17 protein-coding genes are annotated in these 14,934 nt (G+C 66.5%); 6 read left to right on the top strand and 11 right to left on the bottom strand.

The features are described from left to right. Positions 1-208 precede the first annotated feature (208 nt). Entirely contained in the window at positions 209-1,507 is a 1,299-nt protein-coding gene (purB, locus tag U1701_RS09920; RefSeq protein ID WP_332782409.1) for an adenylosuccinate lyase, read from the top strand. 262 nt (positions 1,508-1,769) lie between these two features. Here purB and U1701_RS09915 read toward each other — a convergent pair whose 3' ends face one another. The 5 genes from U1701_RS09915 to dnaK form a co-directional block, all read right to left on the bottom strand. Further along, on the bottom strand, positions 1,770-2,072 hold the full coding sequence (locus U1701_RS09915) for a transcriptional regulator (protein ID WP_332782408.1): 303 nt from the start codon (positions 2,070-2,072) through the stop codon (positions 1,770-1,772). Further along, the gene (locus tag U1701_RS09910) at positions 2,069-2,521 is read right to left on the bottom strand and encodes a hypothetical protein (protein ID WP_332782407.1); all 453 of its coding nucleotides are present in this window, start codon (positions 2,519-2,521) and stop codon (positions 2,069-2,071) included. Before U1701_RS09910 ends, U1701_RS09915 begins: the two co-directional genes overlap by 4 nt. A 107-nt stretch (positions 2,522-2,628) precedes the next feature. Beyond that, complete coding sequence (locus tag U1701_RS09905; RefSeq protein ID WP_332782406.1) at positions 2,629-3,444, bottom strand: APH(3') family aminoglycoside O-phosphotransferase; 816 nt, start codon at positions 3,442-3,444, stop codon at positions 2,629-2,631. Between the two features lie 17 nt (positions 3,445-3,461). Continuing rightward, complete coding sequence (gene dnaJ, locus U1701_RS09900) at positions 3,462-4,583, bottom strand: molecular chaperone DnaJ (protein WP_332782725.1); 1,122 nt, start codon at positions 4,581-4,583, stop codon at positions 3,462-3,464. 116 nt (positions 4,584-4,699) lie between these two features. Continuing rightward, a complete protein-coding gene (dnaK, locus tag U1701_RS09895; RefSeq protein ID WP_332782405.1) occupies positions 4,700-6,601 on the bottom strand; it encodes a molecular chaperone DnaK in 1,902 nt (633 codons plus the stop codon). Positions 6,602-6,759: 158 nt separating this feature from the next. Here dnaK and U1701_RS09890 point away from each other — a divergent pair, with 158 nt between their 5' ends. Both U1701_RS09890 and U1701_RS09885 read left to right on the top strand, forming a co-directional pair. Further along, on the top strand, positions 6,760-7,194 hold the full coding sequence (locus U1701_RS09890; protein ID WP_332782404.1) for a copper chaperone PCu(A)C: 435 nt from the start codon (positions 6,760-6,762) through the stop codon (positions 7,192-7,194). Further along, positions 7,191-7,682, top strand: a complete 492-nt coding sequence (locus tag U1701_RS09885) for a vgr related protein (RefSeq protein WP_332782403.1) — start codon at positions 7,191-7,193, stop codon at positions 7,680-7,682. Before U1701_RS09890 ends, U1701_RS09885 begins: the two co-directional genes overlap by 4 nt. Before the next feature lie 51 nt (positions 7,683-7,733). Here U1701_RS09885 and U1701_RS09880 read toward each other — a convergent pair whose 3' ends face one another. The 5 genes from U1701_RS09880 to hrcA all read right to left on the bottom strand — a co-directional run bounded on the left by U1701_RS09880 (position 7,734) and on the right by hrcA (position 11,606). Further along, on the bottom strand, positions 7,734-7,973 hold the full coding sequence (locus U1701_RS09880) for a hypothetical protein (protein WP_332782402.1): 240 nt from the start codon (positions 7,971-7,973) through the stop codon (positions 7,734-7,736). 96 nt (positions 7,974-8,069) lie between these two features. After that, positions 8,070-9,293, bottom strand: coding sequence for a threonine synthase (locus tag U1701_RS09875; RefSeq protein ID WP_332782401.1), 1,224 nt, complete (start codon positions 9,291-9,293; stop codon positions 8,070-8,072). Between the two features lie 132 nt (positions 9,294-9,425). Further along, on the bottom strand, positions 9,426-9,983 hold the full coding sequence (locus U1701_RS09870; RefSeq protein WP_332782400.1) for a hypothetical protein: 558 nt from the start codon (positions 9,981-9,983) through the stop codon (positions 9,426-9,428). A 14-nt stretch (positions 9,984-9,997) separates the two neighbouring features. Beyond that, complete coding sequence (gene grpE, locus U1701_RS09865) at positions 9,998-10,540, bottom strand: nucleotide exchange factor GrpE (RefSeq protein WP_332782399.1); 543 nt, start codon at positions 10,538-10,540, stop codon at positions 9,998-10,000. Positions 10,541-10,565: 25 nt separating this feature from the next. Next, positions 10,566-11,606 (bottom strand): heat-inducible transcriptional repressor HrcA, encoded by a 1,041-nt coding sequence (gene hrcA, locus U1701_RS09860; RefSeq protein ID WP_332782398.1) that lies wholly within the window; start codon positions 11,604-11,606, stop codon positions 10,566-10,568. Between the two features lie 70 nt (positions 11,607-11,676). Here hrcA and rph point away from each other — a divergent pair, with 70 nt between their 5' ends. Together rph and rdgB are read left to right on the top strand one after the other, a co-directional pair. Further along, complete coding sequence (gene rph / locus U1701_RS09855; RefSeq protein WP_332782397.1) at positions 11,677-12,393, top strand: ribonuclease PH; 717 nt, start codon at positions 11,677-11,679, stop codon at positions 12,391-12,393. Continuing rightward, positions 12,390-13,025 carry an RdgB/HAM1 family non-canonical purine NTP pyrophosphatase gene (rdgB, locus tag U1701_RS09850; RefSeq protein WP_332782396.1) on the top strand — a complete coding sequence of 212 codons (636 nt, stop codon included), beginning with the start codon at positions 12,390-12,392 and terminating at the stop codon, positions 13,023-13,025. Before rph ends, rdgB begins: the two co-directional genes overlap by 4 nt. Before the next feature lie 107 nt (positions 13,026-13,132). On the opposite strand, the gene U1701_RS09845 is transcribed toward rdgB, so the two are convergent. Beyond that, positions 13,133-13,681, bottom strand: a complete 549-nt coding sequence (locus U1701_RS09845; RefSeq protein WP_332782395.1) for a CAP domain-containing protein — start codon at positions 13,679-13,681, stop codon at positions 13,133-13,135. Between the two features lie 40 nt (positions 13,682-13,721). Here U1701_RS09845 and hemW point away from each other — a divergent pair, with 40 nt between their 5' ends. Beyond that, positions 13,722-14,888 (top strand): radical SAM family heme chaperone HemW, encoded by a 1,167-nt coding sequence (hemW, locus tag U1701_RS09840; protein WP_332782394.1) that lies wholly within the window; start codon positions 13,722-13,724, stop codon positions 14,886-14,888. The last annotated feature ends 46 nt before the right edge of the window (positions 14,889-14,934 follow it).

Here is a 14,934-nt window from a genome sequence, read left to right as displayed (position 1 = left end):
TGCGTTTCTCCAATCGTTATCGCAATCGTTACTCGAACGTCACAGCGGTGACCTTTCGAATAGTGCAGGGAACAAACCCGCCACTGCCGCTGCGGTTCCCGACCAGGCATTTGTGCGGGGGCGTGAGGCCTGCTACCCGCCGCGCGAACGGCGCCTTTCGTCGCGGAATGCGCCCGCAGTCTCTCCCAAGCGCCCAGAGGAAGAATCCATGGTCCCCCGCTATTCCCGCCCCGACATGGTCGCGATCTGGACGCCCGAAGCGCGCTTCAAGATCTGGTTCGAGATCGAGGCACACGCCACCGATGCGCTCGCCGAGCTGGGCGTCGTTCCCAAGGAAGCCGCCGCGGCGATCTGGGCCAAGGGCGCGTTCGAGGTCGACCGGATCGACGAGATCGAGCGCGAGACCAAGCACGACGTCATCGCCTTCCTGACCAACGTCGCCGAGCATGTCGGCCCGGAGGCGCGCTTCATGCATCAGGGCATGACCTCCTCAGACGTGCTTGACACCTGTCTGGCAGTCCAGCTCGCCAAGGCCAGCGACATCCTGATCGCCGATATCGACGCGCTGCTCGTCGTGCTCGAACGCCGCGCGCGCGAACACAAGATGACGCCGACGATCGGACGCAGCCACGGCATTCATGCCGAACCCGTCACTTTCGGGCTCAAGATGGCGCAGGCCTATGCCGAATTCGCGCGCAACCGAGCGCGGCTCGTGGCTGCCAAGGAAGACGTCGCGACCTGCGCGATCTCGGGCGCAGTCGGCACCTTTGCGAACATCGACCCGTTCGTGGAGAGCTATGTCGCCGAGAAGCTCGGCCTGTCGGTCGAACCCGTCTCGACCCAGGTCATCCCGCGCGATCGCCACGCGATGTTCTTCGCGACGCTCGGCGTCATCGCCAGCTCGATCGAGCGGCTCGCGACCGAAGTGCGCCACCTGCAGCGCACCGAAGTGCTGGAGGCCGAGGAATATTTCTCGCCCGGCCAGAAGGGGTCGTCGGCCATGCCGCACAAGCGCAATCCGGTGCTGACCGAGAATTTGACCGGCCTCGCGCGCATGGTCCGCGGCTACGTCACCCCCGCGCTGGAGAACGTCGCGCTGTGGCATGAGCGCGACATCTCGCACTCGTCGGTCGAGCGTTACGTCGGCCCCGACGCGACGATCACGCTCGACTTCGCGCTCGCGCGGCTGACCGGCGTGATGGACAAGCTCGTTGTCTATCCGGAGCGGATGCTGAAGAACCTCAACAAGATGGGCGGCCTGGTCCATTCGCAGCGCGTACTGCTCGCACTCACCCAGGCCGGCGTCAGCCGCGAGGTTTCGTACCGCCTGGTCCAGCGCAACGCGATGAAAGTCTGGGATTCGGACGGCGCGCTATCGCTGCTCGACCTGCTCAAGGCCGACCCTGAGGTGACGCTCAGCGATGCCGAACTCGAGGACAAGTTCGACCTCGGCTATCACCTCAAGCACGTCGACACGATCTTCGCTCGGGTGTTCGGGGCGGCTTAATCCCACCGAAACGGTCGACGATTGCACGCAACGCAATTACGATTGTATGTTACAAAATTGCGACAAGCCGCAACTATAGCCATATCGCCGTTACCGGATATTTCTCCGGTATCGGAGACCTACCCATGCGCATGTTCGAAACCGTGACCAGCACCATGCTGGCAATCGCGGCCCAGGCGCTGGTGGTCGGGGTGGTAATCGCCGCCTTCTGATCCATCGGCCTGCCCGCCCTCGCATGTGCTGAGGGCGGGGCTAGCCGCTGCTATTCCGCGGCCTTCGATGCCGTCACCTTGGCCAGGGTGGTCAGCGCCCGAACATGCGCCGCAAAGGCCTTGCGTCCGTCGCGCGTCGCCGCTGCCCAGGTCCGCACCCGCCCCTCGGACGGGGCCTTGCGCAGCCGGACATAGCCCGCCTCCGCCAGCGCGGCGAGATGCTTCGAAAGCACCGAGTCGCTGACCCCCGTCGTCTCGCGCAGCATAGCGAATTCGGCGTCCTGCACTTCGCACAGCACCGCCATGATCTGCAGGCGCGCGGGTGGGTGGATGACCGGGTCCAATCCGATCATGCCACCCCCGCGAGCATCTCGCGCCGGAACACGCGGCACCACCACACGCTGCCCGCATAGGCGATCCCGGTCGCGACTAGCCCGAGCGGCAGCGGCGCCCAGCCGACCCCGCGTTCCGCCGACAGCCATGCGGCGAGGATGTAGAGCGGCAGCACCGTCACCAGGATCGCCGCCGTGACCATGCGGGTCTTGCCCGCCCGATACCCGTTGATGAACATTCCCATTCGCCGCCGGTCCCACCGTATGATCATGGGCAAGGTCAGCGCGATCAACGCGAACACCGCAAACCGATACGGCAACGGCACCGCCGGGCTTGCCGTGAGCGCGCCCATCAGGCCCGCAAACACGAGATGCCGCAGCACCGGCGTCTCCGACGCCGCCGCCAGCTTCACCCGCGACTGTTCGATAAAGGCCAGCGCCTCGGCGGCGTTGTCACTGCTGTACTCCATGATCCCTCTCCCTTTCCGATATGGAAAGAGTGCCTCCGACTTTCCGTTTCGTCAAGTGACAACTTTCCGGTTCGGAAAGTCGAAGCCCTGAGCCCCGCCGGGCGAATTTAGAAGAACTCGTCCAGATTGGTGAACACGCGCAGCTTCGCGCGATCCGGGTCGGCGATGCCATAGTCGCGGAACAGCTGAGCCTGCAGCGCCTCGTCGAACTCGCCGAGGCAGTTCCACAGGATTGCCAGATCCTGATACCGATCGCCGACCCCCACGCGCCCTACGTCGATACACCCGGTCACGCGGCCATCCGCGATCAGGATGTTGTCGAGCGAATAGTCGCCATGCGTGACCACCGGGTCCGCAGCCAAGGGCAGTTCGGCGACCATCTCGTCCCACACGGCAAGTGGTGTCCACCCGGCATGCTCGTCGCCGAAATCCTCGGCGTCGACCTGGTCGGCGTCGATGCGCGCACGCGCCAGCATCATGCGGTGTGGCAGGCCGCTGTCGAACGGGCAGAGGTCGGTCGGCAACGCATGGAAACTACGCAGATGCGCCGCCAACGCCGCAACGATGACGGGGCGATCCTGCGGCGAGTCTTCCATCCATTGAAATGCGGTCCGTCCGGGGATCGCGGTCGTCAGCAACCAGGCAGCGTCGGGCAGCGCGACGAACCCGCATAGTTCCGGAACAGCGGCACGGTGCGCGAGCCAGGCTAGTCGGCTCATCTCGTCGGTCACAGCCGCCGCGACGTCGCCGGTGCCGTGTTTCAGATACAGCGCGGGCGCATCATCCGCCTCGAGCCGGTAGACCGACCCGCCCGACTCCCCGACCAGATCGCGCGACCAGCGATAGCCGGCAACGATCTCCGTCAAGCTCGCAGGAAGCGCGACGGGGGCTACCGGAATCTGTCGATCGCTAGCCCCCGTCATGCTCGTTCACGCCCCCCTTATTCCGCTGCGAACACGCCCTTGAGCTTCGCGAAGAAGCCCTGGCTTTCGGGGCACTCGTCGCCCGTCTCGGTCTCGCGGAACGCTTCGAGCAACTCCTTCTGCCGCAACGACAGTTTTGTCGGCGTCTCTACGTCGATTTGGATCACCAGGTCGCCATGCCCTCGGCCCTGCAGCACCGGCATACCGGCGCCACGCTGGCGGAGCTGCTTGCCCGACTGGATGCCCGCCGGAATCTTGATTTCATGGCTCTGCCCATCGAGCCCCGGGATCGACAGCGAACCGCCGAGCGCGGCGACCGTGAAGCTGACCGGCGCGCGCGCGAACAAGGTGGTGCCCTCGCGCTCGAACAGCCGATGCTTGGCGACGTGCAGGAAGATGTAAAGGTCGCCCGCCGGTGACCCGCGCGGCCCCGCCTCGCCCTCGCCGGACAACCGGATCCGCGTGCCTTCGTCGACACCCGGCGGCACGTTGACGCTCAGCGTCTTGGTCTTGTCGACGCGGCCCTCGCCGCGGCAATCCGGGCACGGGTCGGCGATCACCTGACCTGCGCCACCGCAGACCGGGCAGGCGCGCTCGACCACGAAGAATCCCTGTTGCGCGCGGACTTTCCCGTGCCCGCCACAATGCTGGCAGGTTTTCGCGCGCGTACCGGCGCGTGCACCGGAGCCATCGCAGGTGTCGCACTGTGCCGAGACGTCGACCGTGATCTCGGTCGCCTTGCCGTGATACGCCTCGTCGAGCGTGACCTCCATGTCGTAGCGCAGATCGGCGCCGCGCCGTGCAGCCGTGCGGCCGCCGCGCTGGCCACCCATGAATTCGCCGAACACGCTTTCGAAGATGTCGCCGAAATCGCCAAACCCCTGGCCGCCCTGCTGACCGCCGCCGCCATTCTGGAACGCGGCATGGCCGAAGCGATCATAGGCCGCGCGCTTCTGCGGGTCCTTGAGGCAGTCGTACGCCTCGGACACCGCCTTGAACTGCGCCTCGGAATCCTTGCAACCCGCATTCTTGTCCGGGTGATACTTCATCGCGAGCTTGCGATAGGACGACTTGATCGTCCCCGCATCTGCGGTCCGCTCGCATTCGAGCAGTTCGTAATAGTCGGTCTGGGTACTCATAGCCATTCGCCCTCTCCCCTCTGGAGAGAGGGGTGGGAGGGAGCGCCCCGCGCGCTGCCCTCGAAACTGCCCCTAGTCTCCTCCCTCTCCCCGCCCGGGAGAGGGAGGAGGATCGTTTACGCCTTGTGGTCGTCGACTTCCGAGAATTCGGCGTCGACCACATCGTCGTCCTTCTTCGCCTCGGCGCCAGCCTCAGGCGACGCGTCGGCCTGCGCCTGCTTCTCGTAGATCGCCTGGCCGAGCTTCATCGCGACCTGCGCGAGCGCGTTGCTCTTCTCGGTCATCGCATCGGGATCACCGCCCTCGACCGCGGCCTTGGCTTCGTCGATCGCGGTCTGGATCTCGCCCTTCAGCGCGTCGTCGACCTTGTCGCCGTTATCGGCAAGCTGGCGCTCGGTGGTGTGGATCAGGCTCTCGGCGTTGTTCTTCGCCTCGGCTGCCGCACGGCGCTTCTTGTCCTCCTCGGCGAACTGCTCCGCATCACGGACCATCTGGTCGATGTCGCTGTCCGACAGGCCACCCGAGGCCTGAATGCGGATCTGCTGCTCCTTGCCGGTGCCCTTGTCCTTGGCCGACACGTTGACCAGGCCGTTGGCGTCGATGTCGAACGTGACCTCGATCTGCGGCACGCCGCGGGGCGCCGGCGGGATCCCGACGAGGTCGAAATTGCCGAGCATCTTGTTGTCGGCCGCCATTTCGCGCTCGCCCTGGAACACGCGGATCGTCACCGCGCCCTGGTTGTCGTCGGCGGTCGAATAGGTCTGCGACTTCTTGGTCGGGATCGTCGTGTTGCGATCGATCATCCGGGTGAACACGCCACCCAGCGTCTCGATGCCGAGCGACAGCGGGGTCACGTCGAGCAGCAGCACGTCCTTGACGTCGCCCTGCAGCACGCCGGCCTGGATCGCGGCGCCCATCGCGACGACTTCGTCCGGGTTCACGCCGGTGTGCGGCTCCTTGCCGAAGAACGTCTTCACGGCGTCACGCACCTTGGGCATGCGAGTCATGCCGCCGACGAGCACGACTTCGCTGATGTCGGCGGTCTTGAGACCGGCATCGGCGAGCGCCTTCTTCATCGGCTCGATCGTGCGCTTGATCAGGTCGTCGACCAGCTTTTCGAGGTCGGTACGCGTGATGTTGCGCACCAGATGCTTCGGGCCGTTCTGGTCGGCGGTGATGAAGGGCAGGTTGACTTCGGTCGACGCGGCCGAGCTGAGCTCGATCTTTGCCTTCTCGGCCGATTCCTTCAGGCGCTGCAGGGCCAGCTTGTCCTTGGACAGGTCAATGCCCTCGTCCTTCTTGAAGCCCTCGACGAGGAATTCGACCAGCTTGTTGTCGAAATCCTCGCCGCCCAGGAAGGTGTCGCCGTTGGTGGCCTTCACCTCGAACACGCCGTCGCCGATCTCGAGGATCGAGACGTCGAACGTCCCGCCGCCCAGATCGTAGACCGCGATCGTCTTGCCGTCCTGCTTCTCGAGCCCGTAAGCCAGCGCAGCCGCGGTCGGCTCGTTGATGATGCGCAGCACTTCGAGGCCGGCGATCTGGCCGGCGTCCTTGGTGGCCTGGCGCTGTGCGTCGTTGAAGTAGGCGGGGACCGTGATGACCGCCTGCGTGACCGTCTCGCCGAGATAGGACTCCGCGGTCTCCTTCATCTTCTGCAGCGTGAACGCCGAGATCTGCGAGGGCGAGTAATCCTTGCCGCCGGCCGAGACCCACGCGTCGCCGTTCGGGCCGCGCGCGATCTTGTACGGGACCAGCTCGGTGTCCTTCTTCGTGATCGGATCGTCGAAGCGGCGGCCGATCAGGCGCTTCACCGCGAAGATCGTGTTGTCGCCGTTGGTGACCGCCTGCCGCTTCGCCGGCTGGCCGACCAGCCGCTCGCCATCCTTGGCGAAGGCGACGATCGACGGCGTCGTGCGCGCGCCCTCTGCGTTCTCGATGACCTTGGGCTTGCCGCCTTCCATCACGGAAACGCAGCTGTTGGTGGTGCCGAGGTCGATGCCGATTACTTTAGCCATGAGTTCTAACTAGCCCCTCGCAAACAATAAAAATTTTCGGCCCCGCCCCGTTACGGCGGCGGAACCAAATAGCGGTATGGGCGCGATATAGGTGGCCCCACGCTTGTCGCAAGATTGTACCGCACGTAAGGACCGCAAGAGGCAATGCGGAGCAGATTATGCGTATCGTTCTGGCACTGGCGCTCGCGCCGCTCCTGGCAAGCTGCGCACAGCCAAAGGAATTGTCGGTAGACGGCGCCTGGGTCAGGCTCGGCGCGGTACCCGGCAGCCCCGCCGCCGGCTATTTTACCGTCCATGGCGGGCCGGCACCGGCAACGCTGATCTCGGTCACCACCGACGTCGCAATCCGGTCCGAGATGCACGAGACGATGACGAAAGGCACGATGTCGGCGATGGCACCGCTGCAGCGCGTCGAGATTCCCGCCAACACCGACGTCGCCTTCAAGCCCGGTGGCCGCCACGTAATGCTGTTCAACGTCAATGCGGGCATCAAGCGCGGCAGCCCGCTCCTCTTCACCTTCGCCTTTGCCGACGGCACGCGCATCCTGCGAAACGCCGACGTGATCGCGGCGGGCGATCCGGGCGGAAAATGAAGCGGGCCCTGACCGACGGCGAGACCGCGCTCGCCGCCTCGGTCTTCGGCGATGCGATCGATTATGCGCAAGTCCGTCTGGCACGGACCAAATGGGCGTTCTTCCAGCCGCGCGACACGGTGATGGCGCCACGGGGCTGCATCCACTTCCACCCGAAAGGCGACCTGTGGTGCGACGATTTTGCCCACGCGCATCTCGACCAGCAGGGGCTGTTCATTCACGAGATGGTGCACGTCTGGCAGCACCAGCGTGGCATATTCCTGCCGCTCGTGCGCCATCCTTGGTGCCGGTACGACTATGCGTTGAAGCCGGGGCTGACGCTCAAGCGCTACGGCATCGAGCAACAGGGCGAAATCGTCCGTCACGCCTTCCTGCTGCGGGCCGGCGCTAGGATTCCCGGCGCCCCGCCCTTAGCGCAGTACGAAACGCTGCTGCCGTTCACGCCCTCCCCACCCGTCATCCCAGCGAAGGCTGGGATCTCCCGGTAATGGCGCGTGCCCTTGCCGCAAAATCCCAGCCTTCGCTGGGATGACGCCAAATCACATCCAGCTGCGACCATCGGGGCCCGCACACCCATAAGGCGGCAGCTGACCCGGGAACCGTGCCTGCATCTTGTGGCAACCCCAGCTGCGCATCGGCCCCGGCGCATAGCCGTTGAGCGCGATCCCGACCTCGTCATACGGGCTCTGCCTGCGCGCGACATACATGTACCAACGCCCGCCGAACATCACGATGGCGGCAACGAGAACGACGCAAACGACTTGGATGAGTTTCTGCACGGGGACCCCTTTTTGTGAATAAGGGTCCTCGTTGCAATCAACCCAAATCGGTTTCAACCGCCAATGCGACGACCCGAATTGGGGACAATCTGCGCCCTACAGTGCGTCGAAATCAATAGGTCGTGTCCGATCAAGCGCTTGCGGAGCCTCGGGCATCGGATATTTCAGTCCGGTCGCACAATTGAACAAGACCACGCTGTCGTCTTCATCGACCAGATTCGCGTTCAGCGCCTGATGGTAGGCGGCGAGCGTCGCGCCGCCCTCCGGACAGAGCAGCAGGCCGTCCTTCTTCGCCGCCGCATCGACCGCCGCCAGGATAGCCGGATCGCCGACCGCCAGCGCCTGCCCACCAGACTCCCGCACCGCGCGGAGAATCAGGAAGTCGCCGACCGCCTTCGGCACCCGGATCCCCGCCGCGACCGTCGCCGCATCCTCCCAGCGCTCGGCATGCTCCTTGCCCTCTTCGAACGCCTTGACGATCGGCGCACACCCGCTCGCCTGCACCGCGAACATCTTCGGCCGCTCCGACCCGATCCAGCCGAGCCGTTCGAGCTCGTCGAACGCCTTCCACATCCCGATCAGCCCGGTCCCGCCACCGGTCGGATAGAAGATCGCGTCCGGCAGTTTCCAGCCGAGCTGCGCGGCCAGCTCCAGCCCCATCGTCTTCTTGCCCTCGATCCGATACGGCTCCTTCAGCGTCGAGAAATCGAACCAGCGCCCCTCCGCCGCGCCCTTGCCGACGATCGCGCCGCAATCGTCGATCAGCCCGTTGACGCGCCACACCCGCGCGCCCTGCATCGCGATCTCGCGGACGTTGATCTCGGGCGTATCGTCGGGGCAGAACACGATCGTCTCGATCCCGCACCGCGTCGCATAGGCCGCCAGCGCGGCGCCGGCATTGCCGTTGGTCGGCATCGCGATCTTGGTGACGCCCAGCTCCTTCGCCATCGCCACCGCCATGACCAGCCCGCGCGCCTTGAACGAACCCGTGGGCAACCGCCCCTCGTCCTTCACCAGCACGTTGGGTCCGCCCGACTTCGGAATCGGCACCAGCGGCGTCTCGATCTCGCCCAGGCTGACGATGTTGGCGGTATGCCGCACCGGCAACAGCTCGCGCCACCGCCACAAATCGGTCGGCCGCGTCTCCAGCATCCGCTTAGGCAACGAAGCCGCGACCGCATCCAGATCATAGCGCACCAGCAACGGTCGCCCGGCGCGCGACAGCCCATGCAACTGGTCCGCCTCATACCGCTCGCCGGTGATCGAGCATTCGAGATGCGTGACGAAGGTCGGACGATCGGCGGCAAGGTTCGGGTTCACCACTTCGCGCCCAGGTCGTCGAGCGCCTTCAACAACGCGCGTTTGCTAGGGGTGCGCCGGTTGCCGGCGTTGCGAGGGACATCGACATCTCCTGCAGCAGCTCTACGCCGCGCCATGTCCGCGGCGAAAACCTCAAAGGGAATCGCTTTCGATGTCTTCGATCCGATAGTCACCAGCGGTTTCCTCGATAATACGATGCGCGAGATACGCTCTATCGATATCGGTGTGAAGAACCAGCATCGCCCGCGCTTGTCCGCGCATTTCGGGCGCCGAACCCGACGCATATTGCCCCATACGGTCCGCGATCATGTCCTCGACGGAGATGATCGCCGCGGTACCGTCTTCTCCGAAATCAATGAGGACCAAACGCGCACGATCCGCCAGTCCATCAAGCAGTCTCGCCGAGACGACTTCGAAGGACAGGCGTAGGTCGGGATGAACCCAGCCGCGCGTCGATTGATCAGGACCGGAGGGTTTTGCAAAGCCGAGGCTCCGCAGCGCCGCTTCGAAAGCCTCCTGACGTGCGGTGACGACATCGAAATCGCCCGTGGCGATCGCACTTGCAGTGAAGATTTCGACGGCAGCACCGCCGACGAGAATTGGCGCTTCATACCCTTGCGCAACGAGCAATCTGCTCGCCCGCGCAAACAGACGAAGCGCCGTTTCGAATTCGGGGCGATAGACCGTCATCGCCCGACCTTCCGTCAGTCGGCCTTCTTAGCCACCGCCACCAGCGCAGGCCGCAGCAACCGGTCCTTGATCATGTACCCGGTCTGCATTTCCTGTACGATCGTGCCCGGCGCTTCATCGCTCGGCATTTCCAGCATCGCCTGGTGCTTGTTGGGATCGAGCATCTCGCCCATCGCCGCGATCTTGGTCAGGCCGTGGCGCTGGAACACGGTGTCGAGCTCGCGCCCGGTCGCTTCGAGGCCCGTCACCAGACCCTTCATCTTCTCGTCGTCACGCAGCTCGGCCGGAATCGCGGCCAAGCCCCGCGACAGATTGTCGGCGACCGACAGGATGTCGCGCGCGAACGCCGTCGCGGCATAGGCGCGGGCGTCCTGCGCTTCCTTCTCGGCGCGGCGACGGACGTTCTGGACCTCGGCCTGCGCATAGAGGACGTTCTGCTTGGCCTCGGCCAGCTGGTTCTCGAGCTCGCCGACGCGGTCGTGCTCGGCGACTTCGGGCGCCGCCTCGGCGGTTTCGTCGCGCAGGTCGGCAGGCGAGTTCTGGTCGATATCGGTCATGTGAGTCCCTGTAATTGTGGCCCGCTCAACCCATCAACCGGGCGAGCGTTGCAGCCGTGAAATCCACCATGGGCACGACGCGCGCATAGTTCAACCGCGTCGGGCCGATCACCCCCACCACGCCGACCACCCGCCCGTCGAGCCCGCGAAACGGCCGCGCGATCACCGACGACCCCGACAGCGCGAACAATTTGGTCTCCGCACCTATAAAGATCCGCGTCGCATCGCCGGCGCGGGCGCTGTCGAGCAGCGATGCCACCTCCTGCTTGCCCTCCAGATCGTCCATCAGGTCACGCACCCGGTCGAGATCGGCGGCCGCAGCGGCATCGATCAGACGCCCCTGCCCGCGCACGATCAGCACCGGGCGGCGATTGGCGTCCTCGCTCCACACCGCAAGGCCCCGCTCGACCAATGTCCGCGCAGCACCGTCGATCGCCGCCTGCCCGTCGGCCAGCTCGCGCTCGATCCGCCCGCGCGCCTCGGCAAGCGTCAGCCCGCCCAAGGTCGCGGTCATGAAATTACCCGCCTCGACCAGCGCCGACGACGTCATCCCCGCGGGCAGCGCGATGACGCGGTTCTCGACCGACCCGTCCTCGCTGACCAGCACCGCGAGCGCCTGCTCCGCCGACAAGGGCACGAACGCGATCTGGCGCAGCGTCGTCTCGCGCTTGGGCACCATCACCAGCCCCGCGCACGCCGACAGCCCCGACAGCGCCAGCGTCGTCGCGGCCAGCGCCTCCTCGACCGGCCCACCGACGCCGGCCCGCGCCTCGATCGTCTGGCGCTCCTCGATCGAGGGCTCCATCGCCTGCATCATCCCGTCGACGAACAGCCGCAAGCCCCGGTCCGTCGGCATCCGCCCGGCGCTGGTATGCGGCGACGCGAGCAGCCCCAGCCCTTCCAGCTCACCCATCACCCCGCGGATCGACGCGGGCGACAGGCTCAATCCGGCAAGCTGCGCGATCGTCTTCGACCCCACCGGCGTCCCGCTCGCCAGATAGCTGTCGACGACCGCGCGAAAAATCTCGCGTGCGCGATCGGTCAGTTCGGTGACGGGAGCGGCCATGTCCCTGATCTAGGCTGGCGACCGCCGAAACGAAAGGCTAGGTCACGGCCAAACCAAGAAGGAAGACGATATGCGCCCCTCCGGCCGCGCCCCAGACCAGATGCGCACGATCTCGATCGAACCGCGCTTCACCAAACATGCCGAGGGCTCCGTCCTGATCGGCTTCGGCGACACCAAGGTGCTGGTCACCGCCAGCGTCGAGGAAAAGGTGCCGCCGTTCATGCGCGGCAAGGGCGAAGGCTGGGTGACCGCCGAATACGGCATGCTCCCACGCGCCACCAACACGCGCAACAACCGCGAGGCCGCCAAGGGCAAGCAGTCGGGCCGCACCCAGGAAATCCAGCGCCTGATCGGCCGATCCTTGCGCGCCGTCGTCGACCTGAAGCTGCTCGGCGAGCGCCAGATCGTGATCGATTGCGACGTGATCCAGGCCGATGGCGGCACCCGCACCGCATCGATCTCGGGCGGCTGGGTCGCGCTTAGGCTCGCGATCGACGGCCTGCTCGCGAGCGGCAAGCTGACCGCCGACCCGCTGACGCAGAAGGTCGCCGCGATCAGCTGCGGCATCTATCAGGGCAACCCGGTGCTCGACCTCGACTATATCGAGGATTCGGGCGCCGATGCGGACGCGAACTTCGTCCTGCTCGAAAACGGCAACATCGCCGAGGCGCAGGCGACCGCCGAGGGCGCGACCTATGACGAGGAAGCGCTGCTCCGCCTGCTCCGCCTCGCGCGCATCGGCTGCGCCGACATCTTCGCCGCGCAAGAGAAGGCCGTGAAGGCATGAGCGGCGAGGGCGACGTCCCGCAGGCGATCCGCAAGCTTGCCGCCGGCAAGCTCGTCATCGCGAGCCACAACAAGGGCAAGGTCCGCGAAATCGCGGCCCTGCTCGAAGGTCGCGGCCTCGATGTCGTCTCCGCCGCCGATCTCGACCTGCCGGAACCCGTCGAGACCGGCACGACCTTCTTCGCCAACGCCGAACTGAAGGCGCGCGCGGCCGCCGACCTGTCGGGCTATCCCGCGCTCGCCGACGACAGCGGCTTGTGCGTCGAGGCGTTGGGCGGAGACCCCGGCGTCTACACCGCCGACTGGGCCGAGACGCCCACCGGTCGCGACTGGGCCATGGCGATGCAAAAGGTCGAGGACGCGGTCCGCGCCAAGGGCCCCGACGCCAGCCGCAGCGCGCATTTCGTCAGCGTCCTCGCGCTCGCCTGGCCCGACGGCCATGTCGAATGGTTCGAAGGCCGCGCCGACGGTACGCTCGTCTGGCCACCCCGCGGGCAAGTCGGGTTCGGCTACGACCCGGTGTTCCAGCCGCTCGGCTACGACCAGACCTATGCCGAACTGCCACACGAGACGAAGAACCAGATCAGCCACCGCAACGCGGCGTTCAAGCTGCTCGAAGACGCGGTGTTCTAGATCCTCGTCACCCCGGACTTGTTCCGGGGTCCACCGGGCCGCGTACCAACCGGCCGCGGATCAAGCGGCCCCGTGGATGCCGGAACGAGTCCGGCATGACGGATGGTTCAATACACCCGCTCCCCCACCACATTCCCCGGCGGGGAATAGCGGCAGACCAGATAATCCTCGGTCCGGCTGCTTGCCATCGCGCAGCCGACCTGTGTCGTCTCCCGCCACACGATCTGCGTATAGTGCGCGACGTCCTCCCAGCGCCCGGTCCGGCTGAATCCCGGCGTCGCGCCGTTGACGAAATCCTTCCGCTCGGCGACCCAATGCCCGATCATCTCGGGATACGCATAGGCATAGCGCGTGCCGGTCCACAGATTCTCGCCCTCGCGCCCCGGCCCCATCGGCTGCACCGCATGTTCGAACCGCCCGGTCCGCGCCATCGTCTCGGCATAGCCGCGTGCGCTGGCGGCGAGCGTATCGCTCCACGCCAGCGGCGGCACGCCGACCGCAGCCCGCGCCCGCGCATGCCCCTGCATCATCGCCGCCTTCAACAGGCTCGCGCCGCGCGGCGCCGGCGCGTCGGTTGTACGCGGCTCTATGACCCGCGCCGGCTGTTGCGCGCAGCCGGCAAGCGCGAGCATGATCGCCAGTCCCAGAGCCTTCACGCTTTCCTCCGCCGGCCACCGCGGCCATAGGCGCGAGATAATGGTCCCAACCCAAACGCCAAGTCCCGAGTCCAAGGCCGATCTGGCGCTCTACGTCCACTGGCCGTTTTGCGTGTCGAAATGCCCCTATTGCGACTTCAACAGCCATGTCCGGGACAGCGTCGACCAGGCCGCGTGGCGCAGCGCGATGCTCGCCGACCTCAGGCACGAGGCCAGCGTCCTGCCCGGCCGCAAGCTCCAGTCGATCTTCTTCGGCGGCGGCACCCCCTCGCTGATGCCGCCTGAGACGGTCGCCGCGGTGCTCGACGCCGCCGAACGCGCCTGGGGGTTCGCCGACGGCATCGAGATCACGCTGGAGGCGAACCCGTCCTCGGTCGAGGCCGCGCGCTTCGCCGATCTGGCGAGCGCCGGGGTCAACCGCGTCTCGCTCGGCCTGCAATCGCTCGACGACGAGGCGCTGCAGTTCCTCGGCCGCGCGCACGACGTCACCGAAGGCCAGGCCGCGCTGGCCACGGCACAAAGCGTCTTCCCCCGCGTCAGCTTCGACCTGATCTACGCGCTCCCCGGCCAGCGCATCGCCGACTGGCGCGCGCAACTGGCGCGCGCGCTCGGCTTCGGCACCGAGCATCTCTCGCTCTACCAGCTTACCATCGAACCCGGCACGCGCTTCGCGACCGAGGCGCTCGCCGGCCGAATCACCATCCCCGACGGCGACAGCGCCGCCGACCTGTTCGAAGCCACGCGTGCCGACACCGCCGCCGCCGGGCTACCGGCCTACGAAACCTCGAACCACGCGCGGCCCGGGGCGGAGAGCCGCCACAACCTCGCCTATTGGCGCTACCAGGACTATGCCGGCATCGGTCCCGGCGCGCACGGCCGCCGCGGTGGCCTCGCCACGGTGCGGCGCAAAAAGCCCGAAAACTGGCTGAGCGCGGTCGACCGCAACGGCCACGGCCTCGAAGTCGAGGATCCGCTGACCCCCTCGACCCGCGCGACCGAAGCGTTGTTGATGGGCCTGCGCCTGACCGAGGGCGTCGACCTCGACCGCATCACGTCGCTGAATGCAGGCGTCGTCCCGGTCGACCTCGCCGCCGTCGCGCGGCTGGAGACGCTAGGCCTGATCGCCCACACCCCCGGCCGCCTGCGCGTCACCGAAGCCGGCGCACTGCTGCTCGACGCGATCCTTCCGGAAATCGTGATCGCTTAAGCCCCCCTCCCTGGAAGGGAGGGGTTGGGGGTGGGTCGCCTCACGC

Source organism: Sphingomonas rhamnosi (genome assembly GCF_036663615.1).
Classification (GTDB): domain Bacteria; phylum Pseudomonadota; class Alphaproteobacteria; order Sphingomonadales; family Sphingomonadaceae; genus Sphingomonas.
The sequence above is the reverse complement of the archived record's forward strand: the minus strand, read 5'-3'. Positions and strand labels throughout refer to the sequence as shown.